Source organism: Paenarthrobacter sp. Z7-10, assembly GCF_026932795.1.
Taxonomy (GTDB): Bacteria; Actinomycetota; Actinomycetes; order Actinomycetales; family Micrococcaceae; genus Arthrobacter_M.
The window spans coordinates 1-22,144 of sequence record NZ_JADPVH010000034.1 but is presented as its reverse complement, the minus strand read 5'-3'; the positions used below and the strand labels follow the sequence as shown (position 1 = coordinate 22,144).

Genomic DNA, 22,144 nt, shown 5'->3' with positions numbered 1-22,144 from the left:
GGTTAGGGATTGCGAAGGTTAGGGACTGCGAAGGTTAATGTCCGGGCTGCGCCGCCGACGACGGCGCAGTCAAGGCGGCGGCGAATTGCTCCGGTCGGCGCGAGGACGCCAGCCAATATGGCGTGCGGTCGGATTCGTCCGTAATCTCGATGCGAACCACCGGGCTCACCCAGCCCCGGATGCACAGGTAAGCCAGTCCGTTGAGTGCTGTGCCGCGCTGGGCAATGGCATCATTTGCGCGGAACGGCTGCACCTTCCCGACAAAGGCACGTTCAATATGCGCGCGGCCCACCTGCAGCGATTGGGTGCTGACTTCGATCCGTGGCGTGGACAAGATCAGCAGGATGCCCTGGACCAGGAACACCGCCACGCCCGCAATATAACCGGCGGTCATGCTGATCGGGGCACAGACCAGAATGGCTGCCCCGGAGATTCCCAGCGCCACCACCCAGATCCACACGGCTGGCCACAGCCTCTCCGAATAGGTCACAACGGAGGAGGGTGCGCTTTTCAGCGGGGGTTCGGAGGACATGGGAGCAGTTTTTCACCTTTCTGCGGACATTTCATCCCGGCAGCTCCGGTACGGCCGGATCCGGCAGGCGGGGCGGAGGGGTTAACCGGGAACCGGCTAGAGTGATCTGCTGTGAGGAAAGAATCCATGCCCGCCGTTTCGAGCGGAAAAGTAACTGATGCAGCGGGTGTTTCGGAGCCCGGCGGAACGGACGTTTCATCCGATTCCGGTTATGGGCCCGGGGCCGCAGCGCTCCCGACCGCCGGAACATCCGCGGCCGGCACATCCGCCGCTGGGACCCTGACGGTTCGCCTGAAAATGCTCGACGACGGAATTGAGCCGCCTCAGTACGCCCACCCCGGAGATGCCGGTGCAGACCTGCGCACCCGGGTTGATCTCGTGCTGGCGCCAGGGGAACGAGTGCTGGCTCCGACCGGAGTCAGCATCGCCCTGCCGGAGGGATACGTGGCCCTGATTCATCCGAGATCGGGACTTGCCACCCGGCACGGTTTGAGCATCGTGAATTCCCCTGGCACCGTGGATGCCGGTTATCGGGGTGAACTTGCCGTCACGCTCCTGAACACCGACCGGACGCAGAGTATTAGGCTCTCCCGGGGCGAGAGAATTGCACAGATGGTGATCCAGCGTGTGGAGCACGCGCATTTTGTTCCGGTTGCCGAATTACCGGACTCCGTCCGCGGCACCGAAGGTTTCGGATCCACCGGAGGCTTTACGGCGCCGGCTGGCCAGTCGGTGGGCGGTGCGCGAACTTTCGAAGCCGCGGCGGGCAATGGATCCGAGGCGGGCAATGATGCCGGCCAGCCTGGGTCCCCCTAAAGCGGCAGGGCGTCGGCGGCTTCGCCGGTAGTCTTTTGGCAGGAGTGTTTCGCCGGTACGGTCCGGTCCGTCGAACAAGTTGAAGGAGATACCCCGGAATGGCTTTTGGGTTCGGTAAGAAATCCCGCCAGGCGACTGAGCGCGACGCGGAAACTGCCGCATCGGACGCGGCGGTGCCCGACGCCGATACAACGGACGAGGCGCAGGAGGGGGCGCAGGGCTTCCCTTTGCCCGAATCCGGTGTACCGGCAGGCAGGGACGGCGAAAGCGCGACTGCGGCAGCCGGAGCAGCTGACGCTCAATCTGTGGATGACACGGCGCTCCCTGCTGCAGCCACTGTTTCGAGCATGGCAGCTTCCGCCAGCAGCGGCGTCGGCAATGCCACTCCCGATCCCTCGGACGTCGCGTATGAGCGCAATGTGCACGGTCCCTTCGACGCCGATGAGATCGATTCACCTGAAAACTATGTAGACCTGGGTGCCCTGCTGATCACCCCGCACGATGGTCTCGCGCTGCGCCTTGAAGTCGAGGAGCAAACCCAGCGGGTCATCGCGGTGACCCTGGATCTGGGTAACTCCAGCCTGCAGCTGCAGGCGTTTGCTGCGCCCCGCTCGGAAGGTCTGTGGGACGAAATCCGGGAGCAGATCGGTTTGTCCGTGGGTTCCCAAGGGGGAACTATCGAGGAGCTGGACGGCACCTTCGGTCCTGAGGTGCTGGCAAAGCTGCCCGCACAGGCTGCCGATGGCAGTATGGGCTTTCGAGTGGCCCGCTTTCTCGGAGTTGATGGGCCGCGCTGGTTCCTGCGCGGTGTGTTCGGCGGCGAAGCCGCCCTGGACCGGGATGCGGCGGCCGACCTGGAAAAGCTGTTCCGTGCCGTCGTCGTCGTCCGGGGTGAGAGCCCCTTGCCGCCGCGCGAACTGCTCGCCCTCCGCCTGCCCAAGGACGCCGTGACGGACTCCACCGGCCACGTCCCGGCGGACCATCCGGCCGAAGGGCAGGGCGCTGCGCCCTTCCGGCGCGGCCCCGAAATCACCGAGATCGGCTAAGTCTCCTTGGTTAACCAGCCGCCCGGCGACGGAACGCGAATGACGGAAATCTCCGCACTTCCCGTTCGCGGCCGTGCTCTATGCTGCGGCACCGTTCACTCCGTGACCATTCTGCCCCCCGGTGAGCCGCCGCAGTTCTCGGCCATCGTCACCGACGTCGATGATGCGGTGGATGCGCCCAAGGCCGGCCGCAAGGTCAACCACCGGGTCCGGTTGATCTGGCTGGGACGGCGCCGGGTGCCAGGCATCGGTGCGGGTACGGAGCTGCGTTTCGAGGGCATGGTCTCGATCCGGGACGGGCTGCCAACGGTTTTTAATCCCCGCTACGAAATTATCGGCAAACAGGAGACTTAGTTGAATCAGCCCGAAGACGACAGCCGGGAACGTCCCGAGCAGCCGTCGCTGGCCTCGCTGGCACAGGATTTCGCCGTTAAGTCTGGTGTCCGGCGCAAGGACAACGGTCACATCGACCTGCTTCAGGCGGCCGGCGGCATCCGAGGCATCGCCGAAAGCATACTGCCCGGGCTGGTGTTCCTGGTGCTCTTCACCACCACGGGGCTCCTGCTGATTTCACTGCTGGCCTCGGTGGCGGCAGCGGTGCTGTTCACGGTGGCCCGGCTTGTGCAGCGGACCCCGTTGACCCAGGCGCTGGCCGGCGTCATTGGCGTGGCGGTCTCCGCAGCACTGGCGCTCTTTACTGGCAAAGCCGCGGATTATTACGTGGCAGGGTTCCTGACCAACGCCGGCTATATCGTGGCGATGGCCGTCTCCATTGCGGTTCGATGGCCGGTGCTGGGATTGCTTTTCGGATACGTCCGCAATGAGGGACTGCACTGGCGCGCCAAGGCCGAAAGGCTGCGGGCCTACCGGGTGGCCACCTGGATCGTCATTGGAGTGATGGGCCTGCGGCTGCTCGTTCAGTTCCCGTTGTACCTGGCCGGGGCCGTGGGTGCCCTGGGGGCAACCCGGCTGCTGATGGGGCTGCCGCTTTACGCGCTGGGCTTGTGGCTGGCCTGGCTTGTCAGCCGTCCGGCTGTGCCGGCAGGGGAAACCCCCGCCGGCTCCGTTACTACGGCTGGGCCTTCTTCTTCGGAGACAACAGCGCCCTAAGACCGTCCTCGGCAGCGATGGTGCTGATGAAGAACAGTTCATCGCCGCCGTCGAAGACATCATCGATGCTCGGCGTTATTGGGGCCTCATCGCGCAGGATGGCCACCAACGTTGAGTCCGCCGGCCACTCGATGGAGCCAACCGTGCTCCCCACCACATGGGAATCGGAAGGCACGGTGAACTCCACCAGCGAGGAGACCCCCGTCTGCAGGGTCAGCAGCCGCACCAGGTCACCGATTTCCACTGCTTCCTCCACCAGCGCCGTCATCAACCGCGGGGTGTTGACCGCGACATCCACCCCCCAGGAATCATCGAACATCCAGTCATTCTTTGGGTTGTTGACGCGGCCCACGGTGCGGCCAACGCCGAATTCCGTCTTGGCCAGCAGGGAGACCACCAGGTTCACCTTGTCGTCGCCGGTAGCAGAGACGACGACGTCGGCCTCCTCCAGTTTCGCTTCCCGCAGTGTGCTGATTTCGCAGGCGTCCCCCACCAGCCAGCGGGCTCCCCGCAGCCCGCTGCGGCCAATCACCTCCGGCTTGGGATCGATCAGCAGGATGTCGTGGTCATGCGAGAGGAGTTCGCGGGCAATCGAGGAGCCAACGCTGCCCGCTCCTACAATGACGACTTTCATGCGGACTCCTTCACTGGTGCGGTGGCAAGAATTCGGCTGATCTCGGAACTCCGTGCGACGGGCAGCATCACGTGCACCGTGTCGCCCTGCTGGTAGCTCGTGTCGCCGGAGGGGAGCATGCCCTCGCCGAAGCGGGTGAGATAGGCCACCCTGGCCCCGGCGGCTTTTTCGACATCGAGGACGTGCCGGCCTATCCAGCCCGGATGCAGGGCAACTTCGGTGAGGATCAAGCGGCCTGACGGTTCACGAAAGTCGCCGTTGATGGTTGCCTCGGGCAGGATCCGGCGCAGCACCTGGTCCGCGCTCCAGCGCACCGCGGCAACCGTGGGGATGCCCAGCCGCTGGTAAATCTCAGCCCGTCCCGGGTCGTAGATGCGCGCCACCACGTGCTCCACATGAAATGTCTCGCGCGCCACACGGGTGGCCAGCACATTGGAGTTGTCGCCGCTGGAAACCGCGGCAAAGGCGTAGGCCTGTTCAATGTCGGCCTGCTTAAGGGTCTCACGGTCAAAACCCACGCCCGTGACCTTGCGGCCGGCAAAACCGGTCCGCAGCCGTCGGAACGCGCGGTCATCCTGATCAATGATGGCCACCGAGTGTCCCGCATCCTCAAGCGTGTGGGCCAGCGTGGCACCGACACGGCCGCATCCCATGATCACAAAATGTGGCACCCAGGCTCCTTTGGCTCGTTATCCGTGCTGTTGCACGTCCGTGCATATTATCTGCCGCCGGGACGGGCGGCGCCAAAACGTGGACTGTCGGCGGGCGGCGCGGGCGGCCCAATGTCCGGCTCTATGACATTGACTCCCGGAGCGACTACCGTTACCCGCGTGCTGACTTTTTTCAACGCGATTAAGCGCGTTCTGGTCGGGCGTCCATTTCGGAACGACCGGCTGGCCCATACCCTGCTTCCTAAGCGGATCGCGCTGCCGGTTTTCGCCTCCGATGCGCTCTCCTCCGTGGCCTACGCGCCGGACGAAATCCTGCTGACGCTGGCGCTTGCCGGCGGGGCCGCCGTCACGATGGCGCCTTGGGTGGGGATCAGCGTCATGATCGTCCTGCTGACGGTGGTGGCCTCATACCGGCAGAACGTGCACGCCTACCCTTCCGGCGGTGGCGACTATGAGATTGCCAACACCAACTTGGGTAAAACAGCCGGTCTGACCGTGGCTGCCGCGCTGCTGGTGGACTACGTGCTGACGGTTGCGGTATCGATGTCCTCGGCAGCCAACTATCTGGCTACGGCCGTTCCCGGTCTGCACAGCAGCCAGGCGCTTATCGCCGCGCTGGGCGTCGTGGTCCTGGCGCTGGTGAACCTGCGCGGCATCAAAGAGGCCGGCAACGTGTTCGCCGTTCCCACTTACATCTTTATCGCCTGCATTCTGGGAATGACCGCTTTTGGACTGTTCCAGGCCGTGACCGGCCAGCTCGGCACCGCTCCTTCGGCGGACTTCACCATCGTGCCGCAGGCGGACTTCGAAAACGGCCTTGCCGGCCTGGCCGGCGGGTTCCTGCTGCTGCGGGCCTTCTCCTCCGGCGCCGCCGCCCTGACCGGCGTGGAAGCGATCAGCAACGGCGTGCCCAACTTCCAGAAACCCAAGAGTAAGAACGCAGCGACCACCTTGCTGCTGCTGGGCGCCATCGCAGCCGGGATGCTTGCCGGCATCCTGTACCTTGCCCGAGTCACAGGCGTCCAAATGGCCCAGAATCCTGCGGGGGAATTCCTGCTGCACGGCCGGGCCCTGCCGGACAGCTACGTGCAGAACCCGGTGATCAGCCAAATTGCCAGCACCGTCTTTGGGTCTGGTTCCATTCCGTTTATCATCATTGTCGCCGCCACCGGGGTCATTCTGGTTTTCGCGTCCAACACCGCCTTCAACGGGTTCCCGGTCCTGGCCTCCATCCTGGCCCAGGACGGCTACCTGCCCCGGCAGCTGCGCACCCGCGGGGACCGGCTGGCCTTCAGCAATGGAGTGCTGGCCCTGGCCGCCGGCTCGCTGGTACTGATCATCGCCTTCAACGCCGACGTGACCAAGCTGATCCAGCTGTACATTGTGGGCGTATTCATTTCCTTCACCTCCAGCCAGCTGGGCATGATCCGGCACTGGGGACGGGCCCTGCGGGTGGTTAAGGACAGCGCCTCACGGCGTCGGATCATCAAATCGCGCACCATCAACACGCTGGGCTTCCTCATGACCTTGACGGTGCTGATCATCGTCCTGATTACCAAGTTTGAGCAGGGCGCCTGGATTGCCTTGCTGGCCATGTTCTTCCTGTTCCTGGTCATGTGGAGCATCCGGGCGCACTATGACAATGTGGCCAAGGAGCTGGCGGTGGACGAAGATTCCTCCCCGCGTGCCCTTCCCACCCGCGTGCACGCCGTGCTGCTGGTGTCGCACGTGCGCAAACCCGTGCTGCGCGCGCTGGCTTTTGCCCGGGCCTCCCGGCCGTCACGGCTGGACGCTATCACGGTGGACATCGATGCCGCCGAGACCGAGCGAACCGTCCAGGATTGGGAAAAGCTTGAAATTCCAGTTCCGCTGACGGTGCTGGCGAGCCCCTACCGGGAAACCATTACGCCGATCCTGGACTACATCCGCAGCATCCGCCGCGAGGCACCGCGGGACCTGATTGTGGTCTATATAGCCGAGTATGTTGTGGGCAAATGGTGGGAACAACTGGTGCACAACCAGACCGCGCTCCGGATCAAAACGCGGCTGCACTTTGAACCCGGCGTGATGGTAGCCAGCGTGCCATGGCAGCTGAAGTCGTCCGAGGACGCGCAGAGTTTCCAGGACATCCGCTGATGGCCGCCGATCGTTCGTCCATCCGCCAGCCGCAGCCCGAGCCGCAGTCGTCGGTACAGCCGCAGCCCGAGCCGCAGTCGTCGGTACAGCCGCAGCCCGAGCCGCAGTCGTCGGCACAGCCCGAGCCGTCGGCACAGCCGCAGCCCGGGCGCCGACCGCAGCTGCCGTCGGGATCTCATTTGAAGGGCGGGGAACTGGGTGAGATTAGGGATCGAACGCTGACCCTGACAGTTGGCCCCGTGGCTCACGGCGGCCACTGCGTAGCCCGGCATGAGGGCCGGGTGATTTTTGTTCGCCATGCGCTGCCCGGCGAAGTCGTCCAGGTGCGGTTGACCGAGTACGACGACGGCGCCAGCTTCTGGCGCGCGGACGTCACCGAGGTGATTCAGCCCTCCACCGATCGCGTCAAGCATTTTTGGGCAGCCGCGGACGCGCCGACGGCTTACGCTGCCGGCCAACTTCCTGTCGGTGGAGCGGAATTCGGGCATATCACGCGTGCAGGCCAGCGCCGGCTCAAGGAGGCCGTGCTGGCAGAACAGCTTCACCGTCTGGCCGAAGCGGGATATCTTCCGGGAACGGGAACGGGAACGGGAACGGGAACGGGTCTGGGAACGGGTCTGCCGGAGGTTGAGGACGTCGACGCGGCGGGTACGCCGGATCAGGCGGCAGGGCTGGCCTGGCGCACCAGGGCCGGTTTTGCCGTCACCGCAGCCGGGCGTCTGGGGATGCACGCACACCGCTCCAATCAGGTGCTGCCCATTGAGGCCATGCCGCTTGCCGCGCCAGCCATCAATGCGCTGCGGCTGTGGGAAACCGATTTGACCGGCATCGCCCGGATCGAGGTGGCTGCGCCGTCCACCGGCAGCGCGCCCTTGGTGCTGCTGGCTCCGGAGCCGGCGCTATCTGCAAAGGCCGCGGGGAAGGTACTCAAACGAGTGGCAACCCAGTTGGGCCAAGGAACCGCTGGGCTGGCATCCGCTGGACGGGCAGCCGTTTCGGTGGCCGGCTGGGACCCGGAAAGCGGTCTGATCACCCCTCTCCGCGGACGGTCCTGGGTATCGGAGACCTCTGCCGGCCATGAATTCAGGGTGAGCGGTGCCGGGTTCTGGCAGATCCACCGTCTGGCACCCGCCGTACTGACCGATGCGGTACTGGACTTCCTGCAGGACGGGAATCATCTCGCCGCGGGATCTGTTGTCGCGGACCTCTACGCCGGTGCTGGGTTGTTCACGGCGCCGCTGGCTGATGTGGTTGGCCCTGAAGGCTCCGTCCTCAGCGTCGAAGGCTCCGCCGGGGCCAGCCGGGACGCGCGAAAAAACCTGCACGCAGCAGCCCAGGTGACCATTCAAGGCGGACGGGTGGAGCGGGTGCTGGCCGGGGCACGTCACCGTTTTGACGCCGTTGTCCTCGATCCGCCCCGAGCGGGAGCGGGTAAACCCGTGATCCAGCGGTTGGTGGCCTCATCGCCGCGGGCCATCGCCTACGTCTCCTGCGACCCGGCATCGTTTGCCCGGGACCTGGGGTATTTCCGGACAGCTGGCTGGAAACTGGAGCGGCTGCGGGCCTTTGACCTGTACCCGAACACCCACCATTTGGAGACGGTTGCCCTGCTGACGCCTGGAACTCATTCTTGACCAAGACGTCTAACCACGCCGCCCGGCTGCACCGCCAAAGGGTGGCCGACGCCCGCGCGGCGCTTCCCAGTCCGGACCCGACAGCGTTGGCGGTCGCAGGGCTTGACGACGAGCAGGTGCGCGTCCGGCATGCCGCCGGCCTGACCAACGCCGTTCCACATGAGAGCAGCCGCAGTATCTGGCAGATCCTGCGGGCCAACCTCTTCACGCTGTTTAATGCCGTACTCGGCGCCTGCCTGCTGATCGTTTTGGCGGTAGGCGATCCCCGGGATGCCCTGTTCGGCTTCATTGTGCTGGCCAATGCGGCGATCGGGGTCGTGCAGGAGTATCGGGCGAAGCGCGCCCTGGATCGATTGGCCGTCCTGCATGCGCCGACTGCCCGGGTGCTGCGCGCCGGCGAGGTGCAGAACATAGCAGTGGCCGCCGTCGTGCACGACGATGTGCTGGTGCTCCGCAGCGGGGACCAAATTCCAGCCGACGCCGTGATCCTCTCGGTCGAGGGTCTGGAGGTGGAAGAGTCGCTGCTGACCGGGGAATCGGAGCCTGAGCTCAAGGAGCCCGGCGCCGAGGTGCTCTCCGGCTCGGCGGTGGTTGCCGGTTCGGGAGCCGCCCGAGTCATCCGGGTAGGCGCCGAGTCCTACGCCAGCGTGCTGACCGCCGAAGCCAAGCGCTTTTCGCTGGTGAATTCGGAAATCCGCAATGCCATCAACCGGATTATCCTCTACATCACGTGGGCGCTGATTCCGATTATTGTGCTGGTGGTCAATTCGCAAATGCAGGCCAAGGGTGGCTGGGAAGCGGCCATTGCGACAGGGGAGTGGAAAGGCGCGGTGGTCAGCGCCGTTGCCAGCATCGTGGCGATGATTCCCGAAGGCCTGGTCCTGCTGACCAGCATTTCGTTTGGATTGGCGGCCGTCACGCTGGCCCGCCGCCAGGTGCTGGTGCAGGAGCTGCCCGCCGTAGAAGGGCTGGCGCGGGTGGACATGATCTGCCTGGACAAGACGGGAACCCTAACCGAAGGCGAAATCATTTTTGACGGCCCCCACCGGGTGACGTCGGCCGCGCCGGTTGGCTGGGAGCTTGTGCTGGGCTGGCTGGCGGGACAGGAAACTGCCAACGCCACTGCGGCGTCCCTGCGTTCAAGCTTTGCCGAGATTCCGGGCATCGCGCCGTTGCATGCCGTCCCGTTCAACAGTGCGCGCAAGTGGAGCGCTGTGAGCTTCGACACCGCGGAGGCGGACCGGTTCCACTCAGGGCATGCCGCCCCGATCGCCGGGACATGGGTATTTGGAGCGCCCGAGATGGTGCTGGATGCGGCCGACCTCCGGCATGGCGAAGCCCTGAACCAAGCCGCGGCGCTGTCGGCGTTGGGGCTCCGGGCCTTGGTCCTGGCCCACACGCCGGAGCCGGTCGAAGCTGAGCGGGGACGTGATTCGAAACCGGGGCTGCTGTCGGCAACCCCCGGCGGGCCGCCGTCGGCAACCACTGGCGGCCCCCCGCAGATAACGCCCGGTCTGTTGCCCTCAGCAACGGCCGGACTGCCGCCGCGGTTACCCTCGGGACTGCTGCCGGTGATGTTGTTGACGTTCCGCGAAAAGGTCCGCTCAGATGCTGCGGAAACGCTGCGTTACTTCCGTGAGCAAGGGGTGGCGTTGCGGATCCTTTCCGGAGACAGCCCGCGGACCGTGGCGGCCGTTGCCCGAGAGGTGGGCTTTGTCCATGTGGGGGAGGGCTATGACGCGCGCGGACTGCCCACCGATCCCGACGGCATTGCCGAGGTACTGGAGCGCGAACACGTACTTGGCCGGGTCACCCCTGAACAGAAGAAATCCATTGTCCTCGCGCTGCAGCAGCGCGGCCACGTGGTCGCCATGACCGGGGACGGCGTTAATGATGCGTTGGCCCTGAAGTACGCGGACATCGGTATTGCGATGGGATCGGGGGCCGCCGCCACGAAAGCGGTTTCGCGGCTGGTGCTGCTGGACGGCGCGTTCTCCCGGATGCCCGGAGTGGTTGCGGAGGGGCGGCGGGTGATCGCCAACGTGGAACGGGTGGCCAACCTGTTCCTGACGAAGACCGCATACGCCGTGGTCATTTCGCTGGTGATTGGCGTGCTGCTGTGGCAGTACCCATTCCTGCCGCGGCAGCTTTCCATCGTCAGCTCCCTGACTATCGGCATTCCGGCGTTCTTTCTGGCTCTGCTGCCCAACAAACGCCGGTACCAGCCGGGTTTCCTGCGGCGCTGCCTGATGTTCTCAATTCCCGCCGGCCTCATTATCAGTGCCTGCATTCTGGCCGTCTACTCATACGCCCGGGCGTTTCCGAACCCGGAGTTGGATCCTGGCGGGCAGATCCGCTCGGGCCAGACGGCTGCCACCATGGCGGTCCTGCTGGTGGCTCTGTGGGTGCTGTCCGCATTGGCGCGGCCATTCGACAGATGGCGGGCATTGCTGGTCGCCGCTATGGCAGCCCTGCTTGCCGCGGTGCTCGCGGTCCCCTTCGGGCGGGAATTCTTTGCATTACAGGTGCCAACAGGGGACCTGCTTGCGGTTACGATGGGCGTAGTTGTGCTTGGCTGCGCGGGTATCGAGGTCCTTTACCGCTCGCTCAAGAGAGCGGGAGCCGTCTCGGAGCGGGAGTAAGGCTGCCCTAACTAGCGGGGTAACGGCCGCGTGGCAAGATAAAGGCTGTGGCGAGAGGAGTCCAATCATGACGAATGTGGACAGTTTTGGTTCCAAAGGCATACTCAATGTAGCCGGGACCGAGTACGAGATTTTCCGGTTGAATTCGGTAGAAGGTGCCCAAAACCTTCCGTTCAGCCTGAAGGTGCTGTTGGAAAACCTGTTGCGCACCGAAGACGGCGCCAACATAACTGCGGACCACGTCCGTGCTCTGGCCGGCTGGAATCCGGATGCACAGCCGGATACCGAAATCCAGTTCACCCCCGCACGCGTGATCATGCAGGACTTCACGGGTGTTCCCTGCATCGTGGACCTTGCGACCATGCGCGAGGCGGTAAAGGAGCTCGGAGGGGACCCCAAGCGGGTCAATCCGCTGGCTCCGGCCGAAATGGTCATTGACCACTCTGTCCAGATCGACGTGTTTGGCAACGCCAGCGCCGTCGAACGCAATATGGACATGGAGTACCAGCGCAATGGCGAGCGCTATCAGTTCCTGCGCTGGGGCCAGACGGCCTTTGACGACTTCAAGGTTGTCCCGCCAGGCATGGGTATTGTGCACCAGGTCAACATCGAATACCTCGCGCGCACCATCATGACAAGGGAGGTCGACGGCGTCCTGCGCGCCTACCCGGACACCTGCGTCGGCACCGATTCGCACACCACCATGGTCAACGGTCTTGGCGTGCTTGGTTGGGGCGTCGGCGGCATCGAAGCCGAGGCTGCCATGCTTGGCCAGCCCGTTTCCATGTTGATCCCGCGCGTCGTGGGCTTTAAGCTCACCGGTGCTATTCCTGCCGGAGCCACCGCGACCGACGTCGTGCTGACCATCACCGAGAAGCTGCGCCAGCACGGCGTCGTGGGCAAGTTCGTGGAATTTTACGGCGACGGCGTCGCTGAGGTGCCGCTGGCTAACCGCGCCACCATCGGCAACATGAGCCCGGAATTCGGATCCACCGCTGCGATGTTCCCCATCGATGAGGTCACGATGGACTACCTGCGCCTGACCGGCCGCTCCGAAGAGCAGTTGGCCCTGGTGGAGGCCTACGCCAAGGAACAGGGGATGTGGCACGATCCCTCCATCGAGATCAAGTTCTCCGAGTACTTGGAAATGGACCTCTCCACCGTCGTGCCGTCCATTGCCGGTCCGAAGCGACCGCAGGACCGCATTGAGTTGACTGCCTCGAAGGCGCAATTCCGCGAGGACCTGAAAAACTATGTCGCCGGGGACGCGGAAGCGCAGGGCAACACGGTGGACGAGGCCCTGGAGGAAAGTTTCCCGGCCTCCGACGCGCCCTCATTCACGCATCCGGGCACCCGGGTCTCGGACAACAGCCGCAAGGTGGTCTCCGCCGCTGCCAACGCCGATGGCCGCACTACCAATCCGATCCACGTAACCACTGCGGACGGCAAAGAGTTCGAGTTGGACCACGGTGCGGTGTCGATCGCCGCCATCACCTCCTGCACCAACACTTCCAACCCTTCGGTGATGCTGGCTGCCGCGGTGCTGGCCCGCAATGCCGTCAACAAGGGCCTGGCGTCCAAGCCATGGGTCAAGACCTCGGTTGCTCCCGGCTCGAAGGTCGTCACTGACTACTACGAGAAGTCCGGGCTGATCCCGTACCTGGAAAAACTGGGCTTCTTCACGGTTGGATATGGCTGCACCACCTGCATTGGTAACTCCGGACCGTTGGAACCGGAGATCTCCCAAGCCATCGCGGATAACGACCTTTCCGTCACGGCGGTCCTTTCGGGCAACCGGAACTTCGAGGGCCGGATCAATCCGGACGTCAAGATGAACTACCTTGCCTCTCCGCCGCTGGTCATCGCCTACGCTCTGGCCGGAACGATGGACTTCGATTTTGAAGCCGATCCGCTGGGCCAGGACGAGGCCGGCAAGGACGTTTTCCTTTCGGATATCTGGCCCAACCCCATCGAGGTCCAGGAAGTCATGGACGCCTCCATTGACAAGGAGATGTTCACCAACTCCTACGATGCCATCTTCGCCGGCGACGAGCGCTGGCGGGCCCTGCCCACGCCGGCAGGGGACACCTTCGAGTGGGATGCCAAGTCCACCTACGTGCGCAAGCCACCGTATTTCGAGGGCATGAAGGCAACACCGGAGCCCGTAACGGACATCTCCGATGCCCGGGTGCTGCTCAAACTGGGCGATTCCGTTACGACGGACCACATCAGCCCGGCGGGATCCTTCAAATCGGATACCCCGGCCGGGAAGTACCTGCTGGAGAACGGCGTGGAGCGCAAGGACTTCAACTCCTACGGCTCGCGCCGGGGAAACCACGAAGTAATGATCCGTGGAACGTTTGCCAACATCCGGATCAGGAACCAGCTCCTCGACGGGGTCGAAGGTGGCTACACCCGGGACTTCAGCCAGGACGGCGCACCGCAGGCGTTCGTTTACGACGCCTCGGTCAACTACCAGGCGGCCGGTACGCCGCTGGTGGTGCTGGCCGGAAAGGAGTATGGCTCAGGTTCCTCCCGCGACTGGGCAGCCAAGGGAACCGCGCTGCTGGGCGTCAAGGCCGTAATCGCCGAGAGCTACGAGCGCATCCACCGCTCCAACCTGATCGGTATGGGCGTTTTGCCGCTGCAGTATCCCAAGGGCGAATCCGCAGAAACGCTGGGCTTGGACGGCACGGAGATCTTTTCCATCGAGGGAGTGACAGCCCTGAACGAGGGCGCGTCGCCCAAGACGCTGACCGTGCGCGCCAAGTCCGCGGACGGTTCAGAGAAGTCCTTCGACGCCGATCTGCGCATCGATACGCCCGGCGAAGCCGACTACTACCGCAACGGCGGCATCCTGCAGTACGTCCTGCGGCAGATTTCGGTCAACTGAGCCACTGACGCTGAAGGCATCAACCGGCCCCGGTCCGGACGGGAAACCGTTCGGCCCGGGGTTTTGCCGTTGCCGGACAGGTCCGGCACGGTAGGCGCCGACCACGCGTTAGAGTTAAATCCACGTCCGGCCGATTTTCCGAGGAGGGTATCTATGGGACTTTTGGAGACCATCGCGCATCCGCGGGACCTCAGCAAGCTCAGCAGCGATCAAATGGAACAGTTGGCGGCGGAGATCCGCCGCTTCCTGATCAGCAATGTTTCCCAGACCGGGGGACATCTGGGACCTAACCTTGGCGTCGTCGAACTGACTTTGGCCATCCACCGGATCTTTGATTCCCCCCGCGACAGCATCGTCTTCGATACCGGCCATCAGTCCTATGTCCACAAACTGGTGACCGGCCGGCAGGATTTCTCCAACCTTCGCCAGCAGGGCGGCCTCTCCGGCTATCCATCACGCGCCGAATCCGTGCATGATATCGTCGAAAATTCTCACGCCTCCTCGTCGCTGTCCTGGGCTGACGGAATCTCACGGGCGCGTCAGCTGACCGGCGAAGGTGACCGCTACGTCGTCGCCGTGGTGGGCGACGGTGCGCTGACCGGCGGCATGACGTGGGAGGCGTTAAACAATATCGCCGCGGATAAACGCCGGCGGGTGGTGATAGTTGTCAACGACAACGGCCGCTCGTACGCCCCAACCGTCGGCGGGCTGGCTGATTACCTTGCCTCACTGCGGCCAGCCATCGACCAGGTCCGCACGCACCGCAAATACGAGGACACAATGGGCTGGGCCAAAGCCCGGCTGCAAGGCGGAGGTCTGGGCGGGCAGTTCATCTACAAGAGCCTGCACGCCGCCAAAAAAGGCGTCAAGGATTGGTGGGCGCCGCAGGGACTCTTTGACGATTTGGGGCTGAAATACATTGGCCCCGTGGACGGCCACGACCAGAAAGCGATGGAGGCCGCGCTGACCACAGCGAAGAATTATGCCGGCCCGGTCATTGTCCACGCGATGACGGAGAAGGGTCGTGGATACGCTCCCGCCCGGGCGCATCAGGCCGATCAGTTCCATGCCGTGGGCATCATCGATCCCGAAACCGGGGAGCCGCTGGATGCTCCCGGCGGGAAGTCGTGGACTGGTGTCTTCGCCGACGAAATTGCGGACATTGCCGATGAGCGTTCGGACATCGTGGGCATTACCGGTGCCATGCTCATCCCCGTTGGCCTGCACAAGTTTGCAGAGCGTCACCCCGACCGGGTGATCGACGTCGGCATTGCCGAGCAGCACGCCTTCACCAGCGCAGCGGGGATGGCGTTTGGCGGACTGCACCCGGTGGTGGCTATTTATGCCACCTTCCTGAACCGCGCATTTGACCAGCTTCTGATGGACGTTGCCCTGCACAAGGCCGGTGTGACAGTGGTGCTGGACCGGTCCGGAGTAACAGGACCCGACGGCGCCAGCCATCACGGCATGTGGGACATGTCCTTGCTGCAGATCGTTCCGGGCCTGCATCTGGCGGCACCGCGCGACGCCAGCCGATTGCGCGAGGAGCTGCGTGAGGCCGTGGCCATTGAGGATGGCCCCTCCGTGGTTCGGTACTCCAAAGGCAGTGTCGGCGCCGAAGTCGAAGCGCTCGAGAGACTGCACGACGGCGTCGACGTGCTGGCACGCCGTCCGGTTGGATCCGTGGACAACGATGTGCTCATTGTCAGCGTGGGCGCCATGAGCGAACTGGCGCTGAACGTTTCGAACCGGCTTGGGGCCCAAGGCATCAGTTCCACGGTGGTGGACCCGAGGTGGGTGCTGCCGGTCCCGAAGTCGATCATCTCGCTGGCGGACCAGCACCGGATTGTGATTGTGATCGAAGACGGCGTCCGTGCAGGTGGAGTGGGATCCCGCCTGCGGCAAGATATGCGGGCTGCCGGCATCGACACGGCACTGAACGAGGTGGGCTTGCCGGTTGAGTTCCTCGATCATGGCACCCGATCGGAAGTGCTGGAACGGGTGGGCCTGACCGCCCAGCGCGTGGCGCACGACGTCGTCGCCCAAGTCTTGGGCACCAAGGTCCCCTTCGCCCGCCCGCTGCCGGGGGCTCCGGCCCCGCACACCGGACAGCTTCCACAGCTGTGACCGTCGGCAACCCATGGGCTCGGCAACCCACGAACCGCTTTCAAGCGGCAGTTAAAGCGCGGCAGTCACCCTTCGACGGGTTAGGTGCCGCCTGGTTCAAGAATGGACGATCATGAGCATTGTCAGAATGTACCGGAAGTCCGAGGACGGCGTGCTGCAGTTCCGCGAGTCGTGGTACGACGAGGATGACGGGCAACTGGTGGTCAACCACGGCGCCGTGGGGCATCAGAGCGCCACCCAGGAGAGCGATGTTGCGTCCGCCGAAGCCGCCGAGGCCCTCCTTGCCGCGTTTCAGGAACAATGCAGCCAGGACGGATACACCGTCATCCCGCCCGAAGAACAGTATTGGGTGATTGCCCAATACGCACTTAAGACCACCGAGGGCACGGAGCGGGACCGCTACCTCGAGCGCAAGGCCAAAGACGCCATCACGTCCCACTTCGCCTGGCGGGGAATCGGCATCGTCGATCGGACCGAACTGGGTGGTGGCAAACTCAATATCTTCACACTGGCACCGGACCCGGCGAAAGCCGTTGCAGGCATCAAAGCTTGCCTCCGGGATGCCAGGCTGGACTTCACCAAACTCAGCATCGGCGTCGCTCCGAATCAAGACCCGGCGGCCGTCAAACTCAAGCACTCGCCGCAGCCGGGCGGGACCTTCGCGCTGTAGCCCGGCTCTTGGAGCCGGGGGACTTGTAGCGGGGGCTAGTAACCGGAGCTCAGCGCGACGGCATCCGAACGGCGATCCGGCGAGCGGCGGCCGTGAGCACCGGCACGTATTCGATGAGCTGTTCGATGCTGGTCCGGTAGGCCGGCGCGGCGGTCGAGATCGCGGCGAGTGCCACGCCATCGGGTCCGAGAACGGGGACAGCCACGGCGCGGATGCCGGCCTCGTGTTCCTGATCGGCCAAGGCCCAACCGCGGGTCCGCACTTCGTCTAGGGCCGCACGGAAAAGCTGGCGGTCGGTGATGCAGTTGGGGCCTTTGGCGGTTAGCTCCAGGCTGCTCAACAGGTCTTCTCGAATGGTTTGTGGTGCCATGGAGACCAGTACTTTGCCCTGGGCGGTGCAGTGCAGTGGACCGTGGGCACCCGGCCTGCCGATAACGCTGACGCCTTGGGGCCCCTGGACCGAGTGGACGTACAGTTGCTGATTCCCGTCCCGGACCGCCATCAGCGTTGCCTCGCCCGTCAGCGCTGAGACTTCCTCCAGGATCGGACGCGCCATCCCCGTCAGCCCGCGGGCTTGGGCTACGGACTGCCCGAGCACGAACACCTGAAGGCCCAAGGTGTAGCGGCGCGATTTCGGCTCAAACTCCAGAAAGCCGTTCCGGACAAGTGACCCCAGCAGCCGGTGTGCGGTACTTAGCGGAAGCTGGCACTCACGTGCCAGCTCGGCGGCTGCGGCGCCGTTTGGGTGCTCGCCCAGCCGGCCCAGCAGGCCCAAAGCCTTGGCCACCATGTCCCGTTCGCTGCTTTTCGGCACTTCTGCCGGGTCATCAACCTCGGTAGCAGTTTCGGTCATCTCAGCCTCCAAAGCTCTCTCGACTCCCACCATACGGGAACATCGCCCGGATGCTGAACTAATTCCTTGACAGGGGCACGGGACCGGAGGCATGCTGTTTCTATCTGATGAGAGTTGCTCCCATAATATGGGAGTTACAGATAATCCTCCAATTCTGGCAAGGGAGCCTATATGGACACGCAATCAGGGGCGCACCAGCCCCAGGGATCTACCGGAGCCGGGCGCTCGCCCAACCCGGGCACCACGGTGGGAGACGTTTTGGGCCATCAGCGTTGGGCACGACTGCTGCCGATCGCCTTCATCACCTACAGCCTGGCTTACCTGGACCGGTCGAACTATTCGATCGCCGTCGCCGGTGGGATGAAGCAGGATCTCGGGATCACCGGCGGCGTTTCCGCGCTGATCGGCGCATCGTTCTTCATCGGCTACTTCCTCTTCCAAGTGCCAGGAGCGCAGTACGCGGAGAAGCGCAGCGTGCGCACGCTGATTTTCTGGAGCCTCATTCTTTGGGGCGTTCTCGCGGCAGCCCAGGGCGTGATCCAAAATGTGACCCTCCTGATCATCGTCCGGTTCCTCATCGGCGTCGTCGAAGCCGCGGTGCTCCCAGCCATGGTCATCTTCCTGGCTCACTGGTTCACCAAGGCCGAGCGCGGCCGGGCGAACACCTTCCTGATCCTCGGAAACCCGGTCACGGTACTCTGGCTGACGGTGGTGTCGGGATTCCTGATCGAGGCGACCTCATGGCGCTGGATGTTCATTCTTGAAGGCATCCCGGCGATTATCTGGGCCTTCGTCTTCCGTAAACTGGTGGCCGACCGGCCACAAGATGCGAAGTGGCTCAACCCCACGGAGCGGGACCAGGTCATCAATGCACTGGAGGCCGAACAAAAGTCGATCCCCGCGGTCCAGGGTGGCCTGACGGCCGCGCTCCGCTCGCGCAACGTCGTCCTGCTCTCCATCCAATACCTGCTCTGGAGCCTGGGCATCTACGGGTTCGTCTTCTGGCTCCCGACCATTGTCAAAGCCGGATCCGGCCAAGGCATCGGCTTGACGGGGCTGCTCTCCGGCGCGCCCTACGCGCTGGCCATCATCGTCATGGTGATCAACAGCCGCGCCTCCGACCGCTCGGGAAACCGCAACCGGTACGTCTGGCCGTGGCTCGCGCTGGGGGCTGTTGCCTTCTACGGCTCATACCTTCTGGGTCCGGATCGTTTTTGGCTCTCCTATCCGCTGCTGATTATCGCCGGCGCCGCCATGTACGCACCCTACGGCCCGTACTTTGCGAACATCTCCGAGTTCTTGCCGCGGGCAATCGCGGCACCGGCCATTGCCGTGGTGAACTCCTTCGGTGCCATCGGCGGGTTCATCGGCAGCTACCTGGTCGGATGGCTCGATTCCCTCACCGGTTCCTCCTCGGCATCCTTCCTGCTGATGGCCGCGTCCCTTGCCGCGGCGGCCGCGATCATGTTGTGGGTGCGTTCCGCCGCAGGCTCACGCACGCTACCCGGGGCGCAGCTGCCGCTCTCCAGCGAGAGCCGAAGAGGGCGTGCGTGAGGCTCGCCCGTGTAGAGCACGACGGCGGCCCCAGGTGGGCCGTCGTCGACGGTCCCACCCTGGTGCTGATCGAGGACCCGTGGCCGGGCGCGGCGGTTGCCACCGGTGAGCGGGTGCCGCTGAGGGGCGCCCGCCTGCTGCCGCCGGCCACACCAATGAACGTGGTGGGCATGGCGCACAACACCGGGCCCGCAGATCGGAATCTGCCGGCGCAGGCCTTTTTCAAACCGGCCCGGGCGCTGACCGGTCCCGGGAGCGCAATCCCGATACCGCCAGGCATTGGACGGGTGGACGCCGAAGCCGAACTTGCCGTCGTGATCGGCCGGACGGCGCGGCACCTCACCCCGGCGGACGCCCTCCGGCACGTGCTCGGTTTCACGCTCTCAAACGATGTCACTGCGCGGGACCTCCAAGTGAGCGATCCGCTCTGGACAACAGCCAAAGGCTTCGACGGCTGGACCCCGCTGGGACCTTGGCTCGAAACCGGGCTTGATCCCTCGGAGGTGCAGCTCACCTTGAGCATTAACGGAGTGCCGCTCGAATCGGGAAGCACCGCGAATCTGGCTCGAAGCGTCGTGGAGGTGCTGGTGTACATCACCTCCTTCATGACGCTGGGACCCGGGGACGTGGTGCTCACCGGGGCCCCCGGTGAGGTCGGCAGGATTCAGCCCGGGGACAGGGTCTCGATCAGCTCACCATTGCTCGGCCAGCTGGAGAGTACCGCGGCTGCGGATCCCGTCCCCGCGGCCGCCGGGGCAGAGTCGTGAACGGCCAGATGCTCGATGTCGTCACCTTCGGGGAGGTGATGGCGATGTTCGTTGCCACCGAGTCGGGGCCATTGGAACGCGCGGCGAATTTCAACCGTGCCTTGGCCGGAGCGGAAACGAACGTCGCGATCGGGCTCGCCCGGCTGGGCCATCGAGTTGGCTGGGTGGGCCGCGTGGGGGAGGACCATTTTGGCCGCTTTGCGCTCGCGGAGCTGGCCAGCCACGGCGTCGACACCGCTGCGGTCTCCTTTGACCCAGAGGCCGCCACGGGATTCCAGCTCAAGAGCCGTGCGGACGGTGGGGACCCCGAAGTCGCGTACTTTCGGAGGAACTCGGCCGGCAGCCGCCTGGCGCCGTCGCCCGCCACGGATGCCTATATCGCCTTGGGACGCCATCTCCACGTGACAGGAATACCGCTCGCGCTCTCGCCCAGCACACGTGCCTTCACGCTCCGGGCCATCACGATAGCCCGGGAATCCGGATCGACGGTCTCTTTTGATCCGAATCTGCGGGCCGGCCTCTGGGCGTCGAAGGAAGAAATGATCCAGGTGACAAACGATGTTGCCGCCACCGCCGATTGGGTTCTGCCTGGTCTGACCGAGGGGCGCCTGTTGTCCGGTCTGCCCGGTGCAGACGCGGACCAGGTGGCCCGGTTCTACCTGGACCTCGGTGCCGAACGCGTCATCGTGAAGGCCGCCGTACAGGGCGCCTCCCTGCACACGCGTGCCGGCCGCTGGGACCGCCCGATCTTCCCGGTGGAGGTGGTCGATACCGTCGGCGCCGGGGACGGGTTCGCCGCCGGCCTGATCAGCGCGCACCTGGAAGGCCTGTCGGTCGAGGCCGCGCTGGAGAGGGCCGCGGCGATCGGCGCGCTTGCCACCACCAGCAGCGGCGACAAGGACGGCCTTCCGGACCGGCCGTCGCTTGCCGCGTTCCTGGCGGAACAGCACCTGGCGGTTGCCCTGAATTGAGTCCCGTCCTGTCGTGGGCGGACCTGGGTAAGGACCCGTCTTGAACGGACCTGGCCGAGGACGCACTGTAAATCGAACCATGAAAGCTCCACCCAGCAGAACGGAAGTAACCAGTGCAGCTGCAGATCGCACTCGATCGGATGTCACTACGGCGGGCAATCGACATCACCCGAGCCGTCGCACCCTATGCAGATTGGATCGAGGTGGGCACCTCTCTCGTTAAGCACTACGGTGTGGACGCGGTGGCACAGATTGTCGAGGCCGCCGCTGGTAAGCCGGTCCTGGCCGACCTCAAGACCGTGGACGACGCCGCGTTCGAATTCGGACTAGCCTTCGATGCCGGTGCATCATCGGCAACGGTGCTGGCCCTCGCGGAGGATGTTACCGTCGACACGGCAGTCCGGGTGGCTGCGGAGCGGGGCCTGGAAGCCGTCGTCGACCTGATGGTGGTGCCGGAGCTGAGGCGCTCTGCACTGGCGGCCCGGTTGGCCTCCCACGTTGTGCTGGCCGCGCATATCGGCAAGGACGCGCAGCAATCCGGTGCCGAGCCGGGCCACCTCCTGGGGCCGTGGGCCTACGGACATCCGGTGGCCGTTGCCGGTGGCCTCGGACCGCACGAACTGGCTTCGCTTGGCGGAGTCCAGAATCTCCGCGCCATCGTTGGTTCCGCGATCACCGGCGCCGGCGATCCTGTCGCGGCGGCCCGGACAGTCCGTGCCGCCGCTGACGCCGCCGAACGTGGGGTGGCATCGCGATGAAGAAAACCAACATGGCCCCATCCGGCCAGCAGCAATTGGACTTGTTGGACGTCGTCCTTTCCGAGATCACCACGGTGGTGCAGCGCGTCGAGCGGGAGGATGTCCGACGCCTGGCTGATGTGTTGGCCGGCGCGCCGCGAATCTTCGCCGCCGGCGAGGGCCGCAGTGGCCTGATGGCAAAGGCGTTTGCGATGCGCCTGATGCACCTCGGCCTGCCGGTGCACGTCATCGGGGAAAGCACCACGCCGTCGGTTCAACGCGGCGACGTGGTCGTGGCGATTTCGGGATCAGGCACGACGGCGGGCACGGTCCGGGTGGCGCAGCAGTCCG

The 22,144-nt window shown here is 64.7% G+C and carries 19 protein-coding genes; 15 read left to right on the top strand and 4 right to left on the bottom strand.

The genetic code is table 11. From position 1 onward, the window contains the following. Positions 1-34: 34 nt before the first annotated feature. Positions 35-532: a DUF3093 domain-containing protein gene (locus IV498_RS11485; protein ID WP_269046731.1), complete on the bottom strand. Its 498-nt coding sequence runs from the start codon at positions 530-532 to the stop codon at positions 35-37. 126 nt (positions 533-658) lie between these two features. Between IV498_RS11485 and dut the strand changes: the two genes are divergently transcribed. The 4 genes from dut (at position 659) to IV498_RS11465 (ending at position 3,504) form a co-directional block, all read left to right on the top strand. After that, on the top strand, positions 659-1,348 hold the full coding sequence (gene dut / locus IV498_RS11480) for a dUTP diphosphatase (RefSeq protein WP_269046729.1): 690 nt from the start codon (positions 659-661) through the stop codon (positions 1,346-1,348). A 347-nt stretch (positions 1,349-1,695) separates the two neighbouring features. Next, entirely contained in the window at positions 1,696-2,394 is a 699-nt protein-coding gene (locus IV498_RS11475; protein WP_269046764.1) for a DUF3710 domain-containing protein, read from the top strand. A 39-nt stretch (positions 2,395-2,433) separates the two neighbouring features. Further along, positions 2,434-2,748, top strand: a complete 315-nt coding sequence (locus tag IV498_RS11470) for a hypothetical protein (protein WP_269046727.1) — start codon at positions 2,434-2,436, stop codon at positions 2,746-2,748. After that, a complete protein-coding gene (locus IV498_RS11465; RefSeq protein ID WP_269046725.1) occupies positions 2,749-3,504 on the top strand; it encodes a DUF3159 domain-containing protein in 756 nt (251 codons plus the stop codon). Here the strand turns inward: IV498_RS11465 and IV498_RS11460 are convergent. Together IV498_RS11460 and IV498_RS11455 are read right to left on the bottom strand one after the other, a co-directional pair. Continuing rightward, complete coding sequence (locus IV498_RS11460) at positions 3,464-4,138, bottom strand: potassium channel family protein (protein ID WP_269046723.1); 675 nt, start codon at positions 4,136-4,138, stop codon at positions 3,464-3,466. The genes IV498_RS11465 and IV498_RS11460 overlap by 41 nt on opposite strands. Beyond that, entirely contained in the window at positions 4,135-4,809 is a 675-nt protein-coding gene (locus tag IV498_RS11455; protein WP_269046721.1) for a potassium channel family protein, read from the bottom strand. The genes IV498_RS11460 and IV498_RS11455 overlap by 4 nt, the downstream gene beginning before the upstream one ends. 123 nt (positions 4,810-4,932) lie before the next feature. Between IV498_RS11455 and IV498_RS11450 the strand changes: the two genes are divergently transcribed. From IV498_RS11450 to IV498_RS11425, 6 genes are all read left to right on the top strand, one after another. Then, a complete protein-coding gene (locus IV498_RS11450) occupies positions 4,933-6,945 on the top strand; it encodes an APC family permease (RefSeq protein ID WP_269046719.1) in 2,013 nt (670 codons plus the stop codon). Continuing rightward, complete coding sequence (locus IV498_RS11445) at positions 6,945-8,579, top strand: TRAM domain-containing protein (protein ID WP_269046718.1); 1,635 nt, start codon at positions 6,945-6,947, stop codon at positions 8,577-8,579. Before IV498_RS11450 ends, IV498_RS11445 begins: the two co-directional genes overlap by 1 nt. Next, positions 8,576-11,221 carry an HAD-IC family P-type ATPase gene (locus IV498_RS11440; protein WP_330059511.1) on the top strand — a complete coding sequence of 882 codons (2,646 nt, stop codon included), beginning with the start codon at positions 8,576-8,578 and terminating at the stop codon, positions 11,219-11,221. The genes IV498_RS11445 and IV498_RS11440 overlap by 4 nt, the downstream gene beginning before the upstream one ends. Positions 11,222-11,288: 67 nt before the next feature. After that, positions 11,289-14,114 carry an aconitate hydratase gene (locus tag IV498_RS11435; RefSeq protein ID WP_269046717.1) on the top strand — a complete coding sequence of 942 codons (2,826 nt, stop codon included), beginning with the start codon at positions 11,289-11,291 and terminating at the stop codon, positions 14,112-14,114. A 153-nt stretch (positions 14,115-14,267) separates the two neighbouring features. Beyond that, a complete protein-coding gene (gene dxs / locus IV498_RS11430) occupies positions 14,268-16,241 on the top strand; it encodes a 1-deoxy-D-xylulose-5-phosphate synthase (RefSeq protein ID WP_269046716.1) in 1,974 nt (657 codons plus the stop codon). 109 nt (positions 16,242-16,350) lie between these two features. Beyond that, complete coding sequence (locus IV498_RS11425; RefSeq protein ID WP_269046760.1) at positions 16,351-16,911, top strand: hypothetical protein; 561 nt, start codon at positions 16,351-16,353, stop codon at positions 16,909-16,911. Between the two features lie 49 nt (positions 16,912-16,960). On the opposite strand, the gene IV498_RS11420 is transcribed toward IV498_RS11425, so the two are convergent. Beyond that, positions 16,961-17,764 carry an IclR family transcriptional regulator gene (locus IV498_RS11420; protein WP_269046715.1) on the bottom strand — a complete coding sequence of 268 codons (804 nt, stop codon included), beginning with the start codon at positions 17,762-17,764 and terminating at the stop codon, positions 16,961-16,963. Between the two features lie 171 nt (positions 17,765-17,935). On the opposite strand from IV498_RS11420, the gene IV498_RS11415 reads away from it, so the two are divergent. The 5 genes from IV498_RS11415 to IV498_RS11395 all read left to right on the top strand — a co-directional run. Further along, positions 17,936-19,318, top strand: a complete 1,383-nt coding sequence (locus tag IV498_RS11415; protein WP_269046713.1) for an MFS transporter — start codon at positions 17,936-17,938, stop codon at positions 19,316-19,318. After that, positions 19,315-20,085, top strand: a complete 771-nt coding sequence (locus IV498_RS11410) for a fumarylacetoacetate hydrolase family protein (protein ID WP_269046711.1) — start codon at positions 19,315-19,317, stop codon at positions 20,083-20,085. Before IV498_RS11415 ends, IV498_RS11410 begins: the two co-directional genes overlap by 4 nt. Beyond that, entirely contained in the window at positions 20,082-21,056 is a 975-nt protein-coding gene (locus tag IV498_RS11405) for a sugar kinase (RefSeq protein ID WP_269046709.1), read from the top strand. The genes IV498_RS11410 and IV498_RS11405 overlap by 4 nt, the downstream gene beginning before the upstream one ends. 113 nt (positions 21,057-21,169) lie before the next feature. Next, positions 21,170-21,814, top strand: coding sequence for an orotidine 5'-phosphate decarboxylase / HUMPS family protein (locus IV498_RS11400; RefSeq protein WP_269046707.1), 645 nt, complete (start codon positions 21,170-21,172; stop codon positions 21,812-21,814). After that, positions 21,811-22,144: SIS domain-containing protein (locus IV498_RS11395; protein WP_269046705.1), on the top strand; the 334-nt coding region annotated here is incomplete at its 3' end. The genes IV498_RS11400 and IV498_RS11395, both read left to right, overlap by 4 nt.